This is a genomic window from Streptomyces massasporeus (assembly GCF_014648995.1).
In the GTDB taxonomy this organism is placed as follows: Bacteria; Actinomycetota; Actinomycetes; order Streptomycetales; family Streptomycetaceae; genus Streptomyces; species Streptomyces massasporeus.
The window spans coordinates 45,657-62,593 of record NZ_BMSE01000012.1; the positions used below are offsets into that span (position 1 = coordinate 45,657).

Sequence of the window (16,937 nt, forward strand, 5' to 3'; positions counted from 1 at the left end):
ACGGTTGTTCTCCCCGTAACAGTGCCATGCCCTTTTTCATTCCGAGACACCTGTTCCGATACGCGAGACGAATTCGTCCCAGTAGCCGGGCATGGCCTCCCAGGGATCGGTGCTGCCGCCGCGATCCGTGTGGTCGGTGATCCAGACCGTCGCGGCGCCCTGCCAGCAGGCGATGCGCAGTGCCTCGGCCAGGTGGGCGCGGGGCACGCCGTGGACGAAGTGGCAGAAGCGCTCGGGCGCGTGGTCGGCGGTCCACTCGGCCACCTGCGACCAGCGGTAGTCGCTCCAGGGGCCGGAGAAGGTGACCAGCTGGTCGGCGAGTTCGACGTAGCCGGGGTGCGGGTGAATGCCGTGACCGAGGACGATGTGGGCAGCGTCACGGATCACACGCAGCGTGGCGACCGTGCGGCGGACCTCGGGCAGCCCGGCGTGGTCCGCCGGGCAGCGCTCCAGGAGGAAGCCGTCGACCCGGTACCAGTCGACGAAGCGGTGGGCGTCCGAGATCAGCTCGCCGAAGTTGCGGGTGCCGTAGCGGGTGTCGAGGTGACCGAGGACGCGGATGCCCGCGTTGCGCAGCCGGCCGGCCGCCTCCAGGCAGTGCGGGTCGGGGCGGGCGCCGGGGCCGTCGGCCACGTTGAGGACCACCCAGTGCAGGGGGGTGCCGGGGCGGGTCAGCTCACCCCACTCGGTGGGGGCGAGAAGGGGGTGCGCATAGCCGGGGACGCCGACCCCGGGGCGCAGTTCCGTGTCCGAGGTGCGCCGCCGGGATCTGGTCAGATGCGGCATGCCGCCTCCATCCAGATGTCGGCGAGGGACTCCTCCAGGCCGATCCGGGGACGCCAGCCGAGCCGGTCGCGCGCGGTGCGCACGTCGGCCTGCTGCCAGCTGCCGCAGCCGTCGGGGTACGGGTACGCGACGGGGGGCACGTGGTCCGGGTCGGGGCGGGGGTGGCCGATGGCCGCGCGCAGGGCGCCGGGCGGTCCGTCGAGTTCGTGGAGGGCGCCGCCGTATCCGGCGACGCGAGCGAGGACGGCGGCGGCGTCGCGCAGGCGCACGGCGCGGCCGGAGCCGATGTTGATGACGCCCTGCGCTGCGGAGAGCGAGGCGGCGTGGACGGCTCGGGCCACGTCGCGGACGTCGACGAAGTCGCGCTGCGCGCCGAGGCCGCCGAGTTTCAGCTCCCCGTCCCCGGACTGCATGGCCCGGCGCATGGCCTCGGCGAGACGACCCAGCGGGGAGCCGGCGGGGGTGCCGGGTCCAGCCGGTGAGAAGACCCGCAGGACGACGGCGTCCAGGCCGGAGCCGAGGACCAGTTCGGTGGCGGCGAGTTTGCTGACGCCGTACGGGCCGCCGGGCCGGGGCACGGCGTCCTCGGCGGTGGAGGAGCCGGGCTGGCTCGGGCCGTACTCCGCGCTGCAGCCGATCTGCACCAGCCGGGCCCCGCAGCCGCTGCGCCGCAGGGCCTCGCAGACGGTGGCGACGGCGACGGTGTTGTGGCGGGTGAGCTCGCGGGCGCCGCCGCGGGCGGCGCCCGCGCAGTTGACGACGACGCCCGGGTGGACGGCGTCGAGGAAGCGGGTGAGGGCGCCGGGGCTGCCGGAGGCGAGGTCGAAGCGGACGTCGGCGTCGTCACCGCGGCCGAGGGCGGTGAGCTGCACGGCCGGGTCGGCGAGCAGGCGGTCGGCGACGAAGCGCCCGATGTAGCCGTTGGCTCCGATCAGCAGGACTCTCATCGCACGGCTCCCCATGTCGCCGGGGTTCCTGGGTGGGTGATCATGCGGGTTCTCCTCGAGGCGGAAAGGAAGGGACGGGACGGGTGCTGCCTGCGGTGGGGCCGGTGTCCGCGGCGCTCACCGCGCGGGCTCCGGCGGTGCGTGGGCCGAGGCCCGGGTGAGCTTGCGGGTCGTGTGGACCAGGAGGGCCAGCGCCGCAGCTCCGCAGGTGAGGGTGGGGACGCTGTCGGCACCCCAGGTGGTGACGAGGGTTTCGACGGGGGTGGCCAGGAAGCCGACACCGGGGAGGCGGGAGGCGAAGACCGTGGCGAGGGCGGCCGCCTCGACCGTGGCCGCCGCGGTGAGGACCACGGCGGGGGCGTAGGTGAAGCCGTGCGTGGTGAGGAGGCGGGCCAGGAAGAGGAGGGCGCCCAGGGCGAGGGCCTGGGCGTAGGCCGCGGGCTCGCCGAGGGCCGCCCCGCTGAGGGTGAGCAAGGCTGCCAGGGCACCCAGGAACAGGGCGAACACGCCGAGCAGGAGGGGGCGTACGGCGGCGGCGAAGTCCTCCAGGCCGCGGCTGGCCGCGAGTTTGCGGCGCGCTCGGGCGGTGAGGAGGTGCGCGGTCCAGGCGGCGGGTGCGCAGGCCAGGGCGAGGGCCAGGGTCGGGGCGGCGGTGAGGGGCCAGGGGCCGTCGGCCGTGCCGGTGGGCAGGGTGTCGGGGCCTCCGGCGAGTGCGTTGTCGAGCAGGCCGTTGCCCAGGAGGGAGTAGGCGACGAGCCACACGGTCCACGGGGTGGTCCTGCCGGAGGCCGCGCCGGGCCGCGGCCCGGGCCGGTCCGTGTCGGTCCTGCTCAGGGGCCCTCGGCGCAAGGCCGCATGGAGGGCCAGGGCCACGGCGAGGGCCCCGGCTGCCGCCGCGAACAGGCGCGACTGCCCGTGGGTGAGGTGCACGGCGGCGAGGGCGGCGGCGCACAGCGCCCCGGGCAGGAGGGTCAGCAGAACCCAGTCGGCGCGCACGCGGGGAGCGGCGGGCGGGGCGGGCAGGGGTGTGTCTCCGTCCCGGGAGACGCGCGCGTACATCTCCTCGGCGAGGGAGAAGACGTCCCGGTGCCGAAAGCGGGCGGCGGTCCGGTCGGTGATGCCGTGCGCTTCCAGTCCGGCGGCGATCTCGAGGGGGTCCACCGCGCGCTCGCAGAGCTCCCGGTGACGGTGCATCAGCGCCTTCACCGGATCGACGGCGCCGCGCCGCGGGGTGGGGGTGGCGCGGTCGGCGGCCGACTCCGGCTTCCCAGGGCCTGTGCCGTCACAGGCAGACTCCGGCTTCCCAGGCCCTGCGCCGTCAACGGCAGACCCCGGCTTCCCGGACCTCGTGCGGTCACGGGCGGAGCCGGTCGGGGTTCCCGGTCGGTCCAGTTCGCCCAGGCCGCTCATCGCGCTCCCTCCGGGGCGGGGACGGGAGTGGTGGCGCGTACGGGCCTGCCCGCCGCCCAGGCGGGGCCGCCGCGGGCGGCGAGGCGGGGTGACGCGGCGGTCCAGCGGACGGGCACGTGCGCCTCGGCGGGAACCGAGAAGGGCAGCGGCTCCCCCGCTCCGTCGAGGACGACCCGGCGGACGGGCGCACGCGAGACGATCTCCAGGTAAATGCCGTGAAATGCCTCGATGTTCTGCTCGACCGTGAACAGTTCGAGGGCACGGGCGCGAGCGGCGGCACCCAGGCGCGCACGGCGCTCGGGGTCACGCAGCAGCGCCACGCACGCCTCGGCGAGCGCCCGCGGATTGCGCGGTGGTACGACGAGCCCGGTGCCGCCGATGACCTCCACGACCGCGCCGACGTCCGTCGACACCGTCGCACGCCCGCAGAGCATGGCCTCGGCGAGGCCGACGGGGAAGCCCTCGACGACGCTGGAGAGGACGGTCACGGCGCCCGAGGCGTAGGCGTAGGCGGCGACCGGGAGGTCGGGGCCGCCGATCTCCTCGAAGGACACCGGGTTGTCGCCGGTGGCGTGCGGGCCCGCGGCCTCGTCGGGGAAGAGCTGGGCGGCCAGGGTCCTGCAGTGTCCGAGGTAGGCCGCACCCTCGGGGCCGGCGGGGGCGCCGACGATGCGCAGGCGCGTCTTCGGCTGCCGCTTGCGGACCTCCGCGAAGGCGTGCAGCAGCGAGACCAGGTCCTTGGCGGGCTCGACGCGGCCGACCCAGACGAGCATGTCCGGGTCCGCGCAGTCCGTGGACTCGCCCACCTCGGCGAAGGGCCGGGCGTCCATGCCGGGATAGACCGTGCGGAGCCTCTCGCGGTCGGCGCCGCAGCGCTCCTGCCAGCGGCGGGTGTGGGTGTTGCCGGCGGTGACGACCTCGGCCCGCCCGTAGGCCTCGGCCGCGAGCCGGCCCTGGAAGGCGGCCAGCAGGGACCGTACGGCGGGTGGGGCGTCCGGGGTGGTGAGGTAGTGCGTCCGCAGGCGCACGCCGTACTCGGTGACCATCAGGGGTACGCCGGTGAAGTGCCGGGCCAGCAGACCGGGCAGGACGGCCGTGCCGCCGGACGCGGCGTGGCAGAGGTCGACCGCGCCGAGCCCGTCGTCCTCGTACCAGTCGAGGGAGAGGGGGCGCAGGGCGCGTTCCAGATGGGCGGCGACGGCGAGCAGATCCGGTACGCGCGCCTCGCGCGCGGCGCGATGGGCGCCGGGCGCGCGACAGGCGCGTTCCAGGGTGCGTACGGCGGCCTCCGAACGGAGGGCTCCCGCCAGCCCGCCCTCGTCGCGGGCGAGTTCGGCGAGCCCGTACAGAGCGTTGGCGAAACGGTCCGCCTCGGAGGCCGACGCCCCTTCGGAGAGGCTCCTGACCGCACCCGAGGCGCCCTCGGGGACCCCACACAGGACGGCGGCCAGTTCCCCGAAGTACTCGGTGAACCGCCGGCGTGCGCGGCGCCCGAGCACCACCTCGTCGTCCTCGGCCATCCACAGCGGGGCGGTGCGCACCCGGCGGACGTTCGGTGGCAGCGGGATCCAGCCCTCGTCCTCCTGGTGCTCGCTGCGGCTGAGCGCGTAGACGTCGAACTCGTGCTGGGCGAGTCCGTGCACCAGCCGGTCGCACCAGAGCCTGGCGTCACCGCTCACATACGGATAGCCACCCTCCGTAAGCAGTCCGATGCGCACGAGTGCACCCCCGATCTCCCGTATGGGGAGCCGCCGTTGCCCGGCGGCTCGCAGCGGGACGAACGTATGCGGACAAGGCGGTGGTGCGACGGACGGTTGTCCGTCGCACCACCAAAAGGGGTGAACGGTCGTAACTTTCCTGTGCGGGTCGCGTTCTGTCGCGCTAGGAGTTCAACCGGACACGGATCGTCATGCCGCGGCGAAGTCCCGCCTCCGCGGCGTCTCTCCGCGGCCGCCTCCCGACGCCGCGCCCCGCGTCATGCCGCCGCCGACTCCCGACGCCGCGCCCCGCGTCATGCCGCCGCCAACTCCCGTCGCCGTGCCCGCCGTCGCGCCGCGGCCTCCGGGTCCAGCGCCGGTACCGCGGCGAGCAATTGCCTGGTGTAGGGGTCGCGCGGCGACTCGTACACCTCCTCCACGGGCCCTTCCTCGACGATCCGGCCGCGCCGCATCACGGCGACCCGGTCGCTGACCTGGCGGACGACGGCCAGGTCGTGCGCGACGAAGACCAGCGCGAGCCCGAGTTCCCGCTGCAACTCCCCCAGCAGGGCGACCACATGCGCCTGGGTGGTGACGTCGAGGGCCGAGACCGGCTCGTCGCAGACGATGACGCGCGGGTCGGCCGCGAGGGCACGGGCGATGCCGACGCGCTGGCGCTGCCCGCCGCTGAACTCATGGGGGTAGCGGTCGTAGTGCCCCGCTTCGAGCCCCACGCGCTCCAGCAGTTCCTCCACGCGCTCCCGGATGCGCCCCTCCTGCCGCTCACCTCGGGCGCGCAGCGGGTCGGCGATGGACTCGCCCACGCTGCGGCGGGGGTTGAGGGAGGAGACGGGGTCCTGGAAGACCATCTGCACCGCCGGGTTCACCCCGGTGTGCGGGCGGCCGTCGAAGCCCAGCGATCCGGCTGTCGGCTCCAGCAGCCCGACGAGCATGCGCCCGAGCGTCGTCTTGCCGCTGCCGCTCTCGCCGACGATGCCGAGGGTCTCACCGCGGCGCAGGGTCAGCGACACGTCGTCCACGGCCGTGACCGCCCGTTTCCCGCGCCCGAACTCGCGCCGCAGTCCGGTCGCCTCCATGACGACCTCCGCGGGGTCCGTCGAGGCCTTCCGCGGCGCGTCCAGCCGGGGGACCGCGGCCAGCAGCTCCCGGGTGTACGGCTCGGCCGGTGCGCCCAGCACGTCGGCGACCGGGCCGTGCTCGACCGCCCTGCCGTGCCGCATCACCAGCACCTCGTCGACGCTCTCGGCGGCGACGCCCACGTCGTGCGTGACGAGCAGCAGGCCCATGCCGGTCTCCTCGCGCAGGGTGTGGAGCAGGTCGAGGACCTGGGCCTGGACCGTCACGTCGAGGGCGGTCGTCGGCTCGTCGGCGATCAGCAGCCGGGGCTCGCACGCGAGCGCCATCGCGATCAGGGCGCGCTGGCGCATGCCGCCGCTGAACTCGTGCGGACGGGACCGGGACCGCCGGGCCGCGTCCGGGATGCCCACCCGGTCCAGGACCTCCACGGCACGCGCGCGTGCCGCCCGCCGGGACGCCCGCGCGTGCACGCGGTACACCTCGGCGATCTGGTCGCCGATCGCGTAGTACGGGTCGAGGGAGGACAGCGGATCCTGGAACACCATGGCGGCCCGCCCGCCGCGCAGCCGCCGCAACTCCTCGTCGGAGGCCCGCTGCACGTCGGTGCCGGCCACCTCGACCGAGCCCTCGACCCGCGCGCCCGTGCCGCGGTGCAGGCCGAGCAGCGCGGACGCCACGGTCGACTTGCCGGAGCCGGACTCGCCGACCAGGGCCAGGGCGGCGCCCTCCTCCAGGCGGAAGGAGAGTCCGTCGACGGCGCGCAGCGCGCCGAACTCCACACGCAGACCGGTCACGTCGACCAGGCTCATGTCAGCACCACCCGTCGGTCGGCCACCGCGTAGAGGACGTCCGCGACGGCGTTGGCGAGGACCACGAAGAATCCGATGACCAGGACCATGCCGACCACGACCGGCAGGTCGACGACGTTGACGGCATGGACGAGTTCCTGTCCGATGCCGGGCAGGCCGAACAGGGTCTCGGTGAGTACCGCGCCGCCGATGGCCGATCCGACGTTGTTGGCGTTCAGCGCGATGACCGGGGCGAACGCCCCGCGCAGTGCGTGCCGTCCGACGATCGACCGTTCGCCGACGCCGTAGGCGCGGAACGTGCGGATGTGGTCCTCGGCCAGGGTCTCCAGCATCGAGGCCCGGGTCAGCCGGGCGAACGCGGCGGCCTCGATGAGGGCGAGCGACAGCCAGGGCAGCAGCAGGTTCCACGCCCATTGTTCCGGGTCGTCGCCGAGCGCCACGTACTGCGGGAAGGGCAGCAGTTGCAGTTCCCCGCAGACGACGATCATGAGGACCAGGCCGATGACGAAGACCGGGGTGGCCGTGCCGGCGAGGGTGATGCCGGTCAGCACCCGCTCGGAGAACCGGCCGCGCCGCCAGGCGGAGAGCACGCCGGTGCCGACGCCGAGGACCAGCCAGATGACCATCGCCCCGCCCACCAGGGACAGACTGACCGGGAGCTTGGCCAGGATCAGCTGCGTGACCTGCTGATCGCTCTGGTACGACATGCCGAGGCAGGGAGCGGTGCAGTGCTGCACGGACGTGCCGGTCGAGTAGTCCTGGCCGGCGACGAGGCCCTGGAGGAAGTGCCCGTAGCGCACGAACAGCGGGTCGTCCAGGTTCAGCTGCCGGGCCACCTGGTGCACCTGTTCCGGGGAGCAGCGCGGACCGCAGGTGATCTGGGCGACGTTGCCGGGGGTGGCGTAGAAGACGACGTAGACGATCACCGAGATGGCGAGCAGGGTGGCCACGGCGGCGACGGTGCGGCGCAGGACGAAGCCGGTGAACCCGTTCATGCCGTGCCTCCCTCGGCCGCCTTCGACTCCCGCCTGCGGCCCGTGCCGACGCGCAGCCGGGAGGCCGCGCGCGGGTCGAGGGCGGTGCGGACTCCGTCGCCGAGGACGGTGAGGGCGAGCACCGTGACGAACAGGGCGCCCGCGGGCAGCAGCAGGTACTGCGGGGCGGCCTGGTACCAGACGTCGGCGGCGGTGAGCATCTGTCCCCAGGAGGGCGTCGGCGGTTTCACGCCCACGCCGAGGAAGGACAGCGCGGCCTCGACGGTGATGTTCGTCGGGACGAGCAGCGCGGCGTACGTGATGACGGGCGCGGCGAGCCCGGGCAGGAGTTCGCGGCGGGCGATGCTCCAGGTGCCCCAGCCGCTGAGCCGGGCCGCTGCGACGTGGTCGAGTTCCTTGAGGGTGAGCGTCTGCGCCCGCACGATCCGTGCGATGTTGCCCCAGCCGATCAGGCCGATGACGAGCGCGACGAGCACCGGCCGCGGGAAGCTCGACGGCACGATCGCGAGCAGCGCCAGCGACATGATCATGAGCGGCATCGCGACGATGATGTCCGTGAACCGGCTCAACAGTTGATCAACCCATCGCTTCCCGAGTGCGGCCGCGATGCCCAGGGTGATCCCGAGTGCGACCTGCACGACCGTCGCGGCCAGGGCGACGCCCAGGGACACACGTGCGCCGTACACCAGCCGCGCGAACAGGTCGCGGCCGGTCTGCGGTTCGACGCCGAACCAGTGGTCGGCGCTCGCTCCGCCGAGGGATCCGATGGGCACACCGCCGCGCGCGGAGTCCACGAGGGAGGGGTGGTAGGTGGTCGGGTCCTGGCCCTCGACGGCGGTGAGCAGCGGCGCGGCGAGCGCGACCAGAACGAGCAGTGCGACGACTCCGGCCGCGACGAGGGCGGCGCGCTGCGTGCGCAGCCGCCGCCAGAACTGACGGGCCCCCGAGGCGGCCGGGACGGCAGGATCCGTCACGGCCGCCTCGGCGGCGAGAAGTGCCTCACTCACGGTGTCACTTCACCGCGACCTGGGAGATGTCCAGCACGCCGGTCCAGTCGCTGATCACGACGTTCTTGACGTCCTTGCCGACCAGTCGCTTGTAGACGGGGTGGAACAGCGGCACGGTCAGGGCCTGCTCGCCGATCTTCTTGTCCAGTGCGCCCCACCTCTGGGCGGCCTGGTCGAGATCGGTCAACTTGTTGATCGCGTCGATCTCGGTGTTGACCGACTTGTCGTTCAGCAGGCCCGTGTTGAAGTTCGCACCGTCCTTGACGATCTGCCGGCCGTCGAAGATCGGGGCGAGGAACGGACCGCCGGAGGGCCAGTCGGCACCCCAGTGGGCGAGGAAGAAGCCGGGCTCGGTCTTCACGTTGTGGATCTTGTCGGAGTAGTCGTTCTCCTCCAGGCCCTGGAGCTTGACCGTGATGCCGGCTTTCTTGAGGGCGTCCTGGATGGCGGTCGCGATCTCGGGGCTGGTCTCGAAGTCCTTGGCGTTGGAGTGCGTCAGCGTGACGGTGAGGCCCTTGGCGTACCCGGCCTCCTTCAGCAGCGCCTTGGCCTTGGCCGGGTCGCCGGCCTTGCCCGCCGGGAAGAGGTCGTACGGCGTGTAGCCGAAGGACTTCTGGTCGGGCAGGAAGGTGGTGGCGGGCTCGGCCAGGGCGGAACCGCCCGCGGCGTTCACCACGGACGACCGGTCGATGGCGTACGAGATCGCCTGCCGCACCTTGGGGTCGTCGAACGGCTTGGTCTTCGGGTTGAACGCGATGTAGTTGGTGTAGCCGAAGTGCCCGGTGCCGACGCGTGAGGCGAGGTCCTTGTCACCGGTGACCTTGGCCAGTTCGGCCGGGCCGAGGTTGGTGTCCGTGGTGACGGCGGCGGCGTCCGCTCCCTGGGACGCGGACAGGCGCTGGTTGATCACGGACGAGTCGAGCCCGGACCGTACGTCGATCGTGTCCGGGTACGCCTTGCGCTCGGCGTCGGTCGCGGCGGACCAGTGCGGGTTGCGCTCCAGAACCAGCCGCTCACCGTCGTTCTCGTTCCGCACGACCTTGTACGGCCCGGAGGAGACCGGGTGCTCCTCGTACTTCGTGCCGGTGTCCTTGCTCTTCGGCACGGGGGTGAACTGCGTCTGCGTGGCGAGGTAGGGGAACTCGCCCTCGGGCTTGTTCAGATGGAAGACGATGGTCCGCTCGTCCGGCGTCTCGATCGCGTCGAGGCCCTTCTTGTCCTTGTACGGGCCCTGGTAGTCGGCCGCCCCGGTCAGCCAGTCCCGCAGGTAGGGGGCGCCGCCCGACAGCTCGGGGGCGAAGGAGCGCTCGATGCCGTACTTGATGTCGGCCGAGGTGATCGGGGTGCCGTCCTCGTACTTCAGGCCCTTCTTCAGGGTGTAGGTCCACTCGGTCGCGTCCTTGTTGGGGCGCCCGGTGTCGGTGGCGAGGTCGGGGACGACCTCGGCGCCGGCGGCGCCGTTCTCGCGGTTGCGGGTGGTGAGCGTACGGAAGACCAGGGACGGCACGTTGCCGCCGCCGGAGGTGTAGAGGCGAGCCGGGTCGAAGTCCTGCTGAGGGTTGGCATTCAGCACGGAGAGGGTGCCGCCCTTGTGGGGCGTGGAGTCGCCGCCGGCGCCCTTGGCATCGTTGTCCTTCGGCCCGCAGGCGGCGGCACCCGCTGCCAGGACCAGGCTGACGGATGCCGCGGCCACGCGGCGCGCTCTGACGGACGGTTGGCGCATCGGAATGACGACCTCTCGGAAGGGCGCCTCGGAATCACGGATCATGGACTACGGATCACGGATCTCGGATCGCGAGACGAAATGACGAAGGGTGAGACGAAAGAAGACAGACGTCTGCCCGGCGCCGGTCGTCGAAAGAGCCGCGACAGAGTCACGGGGAAGAGTCAGCGACGCGCGCCGGGGGCGGGCGTCAGCAACAGTGAATGTCGGCCACGCAGAGCGGGGTCACGCCGATGAGCGCCAGCTCGATGGCGGCGCGAACGGAGACATGACGGGGCGACATGCCCAGAAATATGAACGAACTTTCCGAGCATGTCAACGCGAGCCGCGCCACACCGGCTGTGACGCCTGTCAACTCCCGGGATAGGCCCAGGCGTTGGCGCGGCAGTGGATGCCGTCGTGATCGAGGAACTTGGTCTGCTGCTGCATGACCGGCGCGAGGTCGCCGTCCTTGTCGCAGGTGACGTGGCCGTAGCCGAGACGGTGGCCGACCTCGTGGTTGATCAGCATCTGCCGGTAGGCGTGGATCTTGGCGTCTCCGTAGGTCTCCGAGCCCTGCGCCCACCGGTAGGCGTTGATCATCACGCGCTCGGTCGCGGCCGAGTCGCAGGAGACGTTGTCCTCGGTGGTGTCCAGACCCGACTTGGCGCACCAGTCGGCGGTCGTGCCGGGGCTGGCGAGCGTGATCACGAAGTCGGGCTTGCCGGAGTAGATGCGCTCGAAGGTCCGCGCTCCGTTGTGGGCCCAGCTGCGCTGGTCGTTGAGCGTCTTCTGCACGGCCTCGGCGAACAGCGCGCCGTCCAGCCCGAGCCCCTGTTCCACGTCCACGCGGTAGGTGAACTTCTGCCCGGTCCCCGGCGCCTCGGCGATGCCGGGGACGGCGTCGAACTTCCCGGAGCCCTTGAGCTCGGCGCCGAGCGGATAGATCCGGCCCATCTTCTCGTCGTACGTCAGCGGGGTGACCTCGGGGGCGGGTGCCCGGCCGTCCGCGCGGGACGCACCGTCCCGGACGTCACGGGCCCGGTCGGGGGCGGACTGCGACTGCACGCCGGCGCCGCCGGGGTCGTCGGCGACCTGCCCGGCGACGATGACGGCCAGCACCGTGGTGACGGCAGCGGCCGCGATGCCGGTGAAGGCGCGACCCTTGCCGCCCCTGCCCTCAACGGGCGTGCCGGTGGGCCCCGCGTCGTCGTGACCACCGGACCCGGAGTCGGCCGGGGTGCCGACGGTCCAGTCCGTGACGGAGGCGTAGGCGTCCGCGGCGTGCGCGGAGGCGGGCGTACGGGGCGCGAAGACGTCGTCCTCCTCGTGGAAGGCGTCGAGGTAGTCCTGCCGCGGCCCGGGCACGGAGGCCCGGCGCTGCCGCGGTATGGGAACACCGACACCGGCGGGCCCCCCGCCATTCCCCCTCAACTCGCCCCAGCCGCCCCCGGCTTCACGCTGCTCGGGATGCCCGCCACGCGCTTGCGGAACGCCGTGGGCGGGAGTCCCGTCGGGCAGCCTCGGCACACCACGCGGCGGCGTGCCCCCGGCGACCCGGGGCGTCCCGTGCGCGGGCGTCCCGTCCGGCAGCCGGGGAACGCCCTGCGCGGGAGTCCCGTCCGGGAACCGCGAAACGCCGCGCGCCGGAGTCCCGTCGGCCATCCGGGGAACGCCCTGCGCCGGAGTTCCGTCAGGCAGCCTCGGCACACCGCGGGCCGGAGTCCCGTCCGGCATGCGCGGAACACCCCGTGCCGACGTGCCGTCGGCAAGGCGGGGCACCCCCCGCACGGGCGTGCCGTCGGGCAGGCGCGGGAGGCCCTGGGCCGGTGTGCCGTCCGGGTGCCAGCCGTCGGGCAGACGCGGCATGCCGGGCGGCGGCGTGCCCGGGGGCCGCGTGCCGTCCGTCGGTGCGGGCCGCGGCCCCGGCATCCGGCGCTGGCCCGGCTGCGGCCAGCCGCCCTGCGGTACGCCGGGCGGTGCGGTCCGGGCTCCCCGGCCGGCGTCCGGCGCCTGGCCCGGCCTCGGCCCCTGCGCGGACCCGGCCCGGCCGTCCCGTACTTCTGTTGTGTCCGCGCTGTCGCCCTTGGCGACCGGCCCGCGGCGGCTGTGGCGTCCCACGTCGCGCCTCAGCCCCCCATGCTCTCGTCGGTGCCTTCTCTGTCGACGGCGTCGCCCCCGGCTCCCGCCCGGTCGGCCCATCTCGCGCGCTGCGCGCCCAACTCTCCCGCATCTTGCAGGAGTTCACGAAACGCCATGGCCACGGTCTCGGGATACTCCATCATCGCCACATGACCCGCATCGGGCAACGTCACCAGCCGGGAGTCACGGAAGGCACGGGCCGCCTTCTGGGCCATGCGGAAGCCGACGAGCTGGTCACGGCCGCCGTAGACGAGGAGGGTCGGCGCGAGAACGCGTTCGGCCTGGCGCCACAGCCCCTGCTGGCCGCCGAGCGTGTAGGCGTTGACGATCCCGCGCGCGGAGCGCGCCATCGCGTCCCAGAAGTACGGCAGCCGCAGCCGCCGCTCCATCTCCTGCACGGCGTTGCGGAATCCTTCCGGCGTCACCCTCCCGGGATCCCCGTAACACAGCGCCATCACGCCGCGGACCCGCTGCTCCGCCGTCCACTCCCGGGTGAGCCGCGTGAAGAGCAGGGCGACACCCGGCACCGCCAGCAGCCCCGTGGGCACGGCGGCGCGCTGCACTCGGATTTCCGGCAGAGCGGGCGACACAAGCGTGAGCGTACGGACCAGATCGGGCCGAACCGCGGCGACACGGGTGGTGACGGCGCCGCCGAGCGAGTTCCCGAACAGGTGCACGGGGCCGCGGCCGGAGGCGTCGAGGTAACGGATGACCGCGCGCGCGTGTCCCGTGACGGAGTAGTTGCCGTCGTCCGGTGGCGGGGAGTCGCCGAATCCGGGCAGGTCGAGGGCCTCGCCGTCGACGTCGCCGTCCAGCAGCGCCATCAGCGCCGACCAGTTCTGCGAGGAACCGCCCAGCCCGTGCACGAACAGTGCGGCCGGCAGATCCTCACGCGCGGGTGGCCTCGACCGGACCGTCAGGGTGACCCCGGGCAGCTCGACCGACCGCAGGCGCTCGCCCTCCGCGACCCGGACGGTCCCCACCTTCGGCAGCACATTGGCGGGCGGCACGAACGGCAGCTCGGTCGAAGACATGCGGCAATGTTACGAGACGATCACGCAGTGACTCATGTGTTCGCCTGTGTTCGCCGTCACAGGAATCGGCCAGTTGAGGTGCCGGAAAGGGAGGCACCCGGGCGCGCATGGGTAGCAGTCAACGGGATGAGCACTGCGTCACGTCCCGGACGCGGATCGCATAGCGTCCGGATCGGGTGTCTCCTAGGCTCGTAGGGAGGGCACCCGCGTGTGGCCCCTGCATTCCCAGGGACGTTCGTAGGAAGGGAGCCCAGCATGGCCGTAGACCCCACCGACCCGGAGACGTTCGAGGCCGAGGACGCGCCCGAGGCGCAGGAGTTCGACGTCGAGGCCCCCGAGGTCGACGCGGCCGAGCAGCAGGCGGATCTCGCGCCGGATCGCGACGACCCGCTGACCGGCGTCGACCCGGACCGCGCCAACGAGGCCGATCTGGTGGAGCAGGCCCGGATCGTCTCGCTCGACGAGGACGACTACCGGTGAGGTTCGCCGCCGACGGGCGACGAACAGCTCCATCGAACGGGAAAGGGGCAGCATTTTGCCCGCTCTGACCCTGTTTGAAACTTTCGCAACCGCTTTCGTAACCGTCCGGTCCGTGAAATTCTGCGGTCTCACCGCGCGCACCACGGTTACCGAAAAGTACGATGTCGACGCGGCCAGATCCGCACATGGACGAACATGGGAGGCGGCGTGACAGCCATCGAGCAGACAGAGGCGGTTCGCCCGCGGGGCACTCGCCTGCCGCGCCGTGCCCGACGCAACCAGCTCCTGGGCGCCGCCCAGGAGGTGTTCGTGGCCCAGGGCTACCACGCGGCCGCGATGGACGACATCGCGGAGCGCGCGGGCGTCAGCAAGCCGGTGCTCTACCAGCACTTCCCGGGCAAGCTCGACCTCTATCTCGCGCTGCTGGACCAGCACTGCGAGTCGCTCATCCAGTCCGTACGGAACGCGCTCGCGTCGACGACCGACAACAAGCAGCGCGTCCGGGCGACGATGGACGCCTACTTCGCCTACGTCGAGGACGACGGCGGCGCGTTCCGCCTGGTCTTCGAGTCGGACCTGACCAACGAGCCCGCCGTGCGCGAGCGCGTCGACAAGGTCACGAACGAGTGCGCGGAGGCGATCTGCGACGTCATCGCCGAGGACACCGGCCTGTCGCGCGCGGAGTCGATGCTGCTCGCCTCGGGCATGGGCGGCCTCGCCCAGGTGGTGGCGCGTTCCTGGCTGCACAGCGACCGCAGCGTGCCCCGCGACCAGGCTGTGCAGCTGCTCACCTCGCTGGCGTGGCGCGGCATCGCGGGCTTCCCGCTGCACGGCATGGACCAGCCGCAGCACTGACGGCACTTTGTTCCCGCCCGATGTTCGCTCGTGGCGTTCTCGGGCGGAGCATGTACGTCCCCTCACCGGGCTAATGTGTGCTGCGTACGGCGCGGAAGGTCGCGCACATCACTGACCGTCGGAGGGACATAGCCGTGGAGGTCAAGATCGGCGTGCAGCACGCGCCCCGCGAGATCGTTCTGGAGAGCGGTCAGACTGCCGAGGAGGTCGAGCGCGTGGTCGCCGAGGCGCTGGCCGGTAAGTCGCAGCTGCTGAGCCTCGTGGACGAGCACGGCCGCAAGCTCCTCGTCCCGGCCGACCGTCTCGCGTACGTCGAGATCGGTGAGCCGGCCCCGCGCAAGGTGGGCTTCGGCGCGCTGTAGGCGCATGCGCGGAGCGGGGCGGGACGGCATCGGCCGACCCGCCCCGTTTGCGTGTCTGCCGCGTTTGCGCGGCCGCCTCCGCTCGCATGGCTGCCGCCGTTTGCACGGCTCCCCCCTGTTTGCGTCGCCCTCTCTCGGACACCCCTCCCGCGTAGCCCTCGGCTTCCCCTTGCGGCGCACCGGTTCCTCCACGGATGGAGCACAAGTCGCCCACAGGGGTGGATTGGATTCCGCAGGTCAGGGGTAAGACGGGCTACGACCGATTTGGGCAGGCCGGCCATGTGGGAGGGACCCCGACATGCTCCTGGAAGCGCTGAGTTCCGCGATCCTCGGCCTCGCTCTGGCGTGGGCGGCGACCCAACGCCTGCCGCACCGTCTCCCGGCCCGCCCCATGGTCCTGTCGACCGGCGTCGCCGGTGCCCTCTTCGGGGCCTTCGTCATGCACAGCGCGCTGGACGCGGGGCACGTGCTGCTCGTCCTGCTCGGCGCGACCATCGTCTCCGTGGCCTCGCTGTCGCTGCTGCTGCGCCCCGCGGGAAGACTGCGCCGCCGATCGGCGACCGCGTGACGGGCCGCCGATGGTGGCGCTTGTGACGGTGTGGACCGGCCGGATCGGCCGGACGGCGGAGGACTAGGCGGCCAGCCCCAGTGCGGCCATCCGCTTGGTGTGGGCCTCGGTGATCCGCGAGAACATCTTGCCGACCTCGGCGAGGTCGAAGCCGTCCGCTACACCGCCCACCAGCATGGTCGACAGCGCGTCCCGGTCGGCGACCACCCGCTGGGACTGCGACAGGGCCTCGCCCATCAGCCGCCGCGCCCACAGCGCGAGCCGCCCGCCGACGCGCGGATCGGCGTCGATCGCCGCCCGTACCTTCTCCACGGCGAAGCCGCCGTGCCCCGTGTCGTCGAGCACGGCCAGCACCAGATCGCGGGAGTCGGAGTCCAGCCGGGCGGCGACCTCGCGGTAGAAGTCGCTGGCGATGGAGTCGCCGACGTAGGCCTTGACCAGTCCCTCCAGCCAGTCCGAGGGGGCCGTCTGCTTGTGGAACCCGTCGTACGCGGCGACGAACGGCTCCATCGCCCGCGTCGGCTCCTCCCCGATCTCGGCGAGCCGGTCGCGCAGCCTCTCGAAGTGGTGGAACTCCGCCGACGCCATCTTCGCCAGCTCTGCCTTGTCCGCCAGCGTCGGCGCCAGTTTGGCGTCCTCCGCGAGCCGCTCGAACGCCGCCAGCTCCCCGTACGCGAGCGCACCGAGCAGGTCCACGACCGCGGCGCGGTACTGCGGGTCGGCGGAGGCCGTCGCCCAGTCCCGGGCGGCGACTGAGGTGGGTTCGGCGGCGGCGGTGTCCGAGGCGTTCTCAGGCTTGTCAGAGCTCGTCATGAAGCGCACAATAGCCCGCCCGCCGGGAGGCGTAAGGTCCTGGTCAATCACTGTGACGACGACTACGTGACCGAATCGGCCATCGCATGTGCGCGAATCCGGGGTATGGTGGTAATGCGCCTGCTGGTACGTCGACGTACCTCGACAGGCCGCACGTATGAGGATGCCCGGTCGGTGGCCCGATCGGCTCCGACCCGACAGCCCTCCCCGGCCGTCCGCCACAGTGCGTACG

At 72.6% G+C, this 16,937-nt stretch carries 16 protein-coding genes; 4 read left to right on the top strand and 12 right to left on the bottom strand.

The window, feature by feature from the left end; genetic code table 11:
* Positions 1 to 36 precede the first annotated feature (36 nt).
* From IE153_RS24835 to IE153_RS24880, 11 genes are all read right to left on the bottom strand, one after another.
* Entirely contained in the window at positions 37 to 786 is a 750-nt protein-coding gene (locus IE153_RS24835) for a spherulation-specific family 4 protein (protein WP_189592043.1), read from the bottom strand.
* Entirely contained in the window at positions 774 to 1,733 is a 960-nt protein-coding gene (locus IE153_RS24840) for an NAD-dependent epimerase/dehydratase family protein (protein WP_189592044.1), read from the bottom strand. Before IE153_RS24840 ends, IE153_RS24835 begins: the two co-directional genes overlap by 13 nt.
* 117 nt (positions 1,734 to 1,850) lie before the next feature.
* On the bottom strand, positions 1,851 to 3,143 hold the full coding sequence (locus IE153_RS24845; protein ID WP_189592045.1) for a hypothetical protein: 1,293 nt from the start codon (positions 3,141 to 3,143) through the stop codon (positions 1,851 to 1,853).
* Entirely contained in the window at positions 3,140 to 4,861 is a 1,722-nt protein-coding gene (locus IE153_RS24850) for a DUF3492 domain-containing protein (protein ID WP_189592046.1), read from the bottom strand. The genes IE153_RS24845 and IE153_RS24850 overlap by 4 nt, the downstream gene beginning before the upstream one ends.
* Positions 4,862 to 5,154: 293 nt before the next feature.
* Entirely contained in the window at positions 5,155 to 6,747 is a 1,593-nt protein-coding gene (locus IE153_RS24855) for a dipeptide ABC transporter ATP-binding protein (protein WP_189592047.1), read from the bottom strand.
* On the bottom strand, positions 6,744 to 7,742 hold the full coding sequence (locus IE153_RS24860; protein WP_189592048.1) for an ABC transporter permease: 999 nt from the start codon (positions 7,740 to 7,742) through the stop codon (positions 6,744 to 6,746). The genes IE153_RS24855 and IE153_RS24860 overlap by 4 nt, the downstream gene beginning before the upstream one ends.
* Positions 7,739 to 8,749, bottom strand: a complete 1,011-nt coding sequence (locus IE153_RS24865) for an ABC transporter permease (RefSeq protein WP_189592049.1) — start codon at positions 8,747 to 8,749, stop codon at positions 7,739 to 7,741. Before IE153_RS24865 ends, IE153_RS24860 begins: the two co-directional genes overlap by 4 nt.
* Positions 8,750 to 8,753: 4 nt before the next feature.
* Positions 8,754 to 10,472, bottom strand: coding sequence for an ABC transporter substrate-binding protein (locus tag IE153_RS24870; protein ID WP_189592050.1), 1,719 nt, complete (start codon positions 10,470 to 10,472; stop codon positions 8,754 to 8,756).
* A 190-nt stretch (positions 10,473 to 10,662) separates the two neighbouring features.
* On the bottom strand, positions 10,663 to 10,755 hold the full coding sequence (locus IE153_RS42770; protein ID WP_311774658.1) for an Ms4533A family Cys-rich leader peptide: 93 nt from the start codon (positions 10,753 to 10,755) through the stop codon (positions 10,663 to 10,665).
* Positions 10,756 to 10,823: 68 nt separating this feature from the next.
* Positions 10,824 to 12,572, bottom strand: coding sequence for a DUF3152 domain-containing protein (locus IE153_RS24875; protein WP_189592051.1), 1,749 nt, complete (start codon positions 12,570 to 12,572; stop codon positions 10,824 to 10,826).
* A gap of 8 nt (positions 12,573 to 12,580) precedes the next feature.
* A complete protein-coding gene (locus tag IE153_RS24880) occupies positions 12,581 to 13,627 on the bottom strand; it encodes an alpha/beta fold hydrolase (protein WP_189592052.1) in 1,047 nt (348 codons plus the stop codon).
* Between the two features lie 255 nt (positions 13,628 to 13,882).
* Between IE153_RS24880 and IE153_RS24885 the strand changes: the two genes are divergently transcribed.
* From IE153_RS24885 to IE153_RS24900, 4 genes are all read left to right on the top strand, one after another.
* Entirely contained in the window at positions 13,883 to 14,107 is a 225-nt protein-coding gene (locus IE153_RS24885) for an Rv3202a family protein (RefSeq protein ID WP_031110091.1), read from the top strand.
* Positions 14,108 to 14,314: 207 nt separating this feature from the next.
* Positions 14,315 to 14,962, top strand: a complete 648-nt coding sequence (locus tag IE153_RS24890) for a TetR/AcrR family transcriptional regulator (RefSeq protein WP_031110090.1) — start codon at positions 14,315 to 14,317, stop codon at positions 14,960 to 14,962.
* 134 nt (positions 14,963 to 15,096) lie between these two features.
* Positions 15,097 to 15,324 (top strand): DUF3107 domain-containing protein, encoded by a 228-nt coding sequence (locus tag IE153_RS24895; protein WP_030854792.1) that lies wholly within the window; start codon positions 15,097 to 15,099, stop codon positions 15,322 to 15,324.
* Between the two features lie 298 nt (positions 15,325 to 15,622).
* Complete coding sequence (locus IE153_RS24900; protein ID WP_189592053.1) at positions 15,623 to 15,892, top strand: hypothetical protein; 270 nt, start codon at positions 15,623 to 15,625, stop codon at positions 15,890 to 15,892.
* Between the two features lie 63 nt (positions 15,893 to 15,955).
* Here IE153_RS24900 and IE153_RS24905 read toward each other — a convergent pair whose 3' ends face one another.
* Positions 15,956 to 16,705, bottom strand: coding sequence for a ferritin-like fold-containing protein (locus IE153_RS24905; RefSeq protein ID WP_031110087.1), 750 nt, complete (start codon positions 16,703 to 16,705; stop codon positions 15,956 to 15,958).
* Between the last annotated feature and the right edge of the window lie 232 nt (positions 16,706 to 16,937).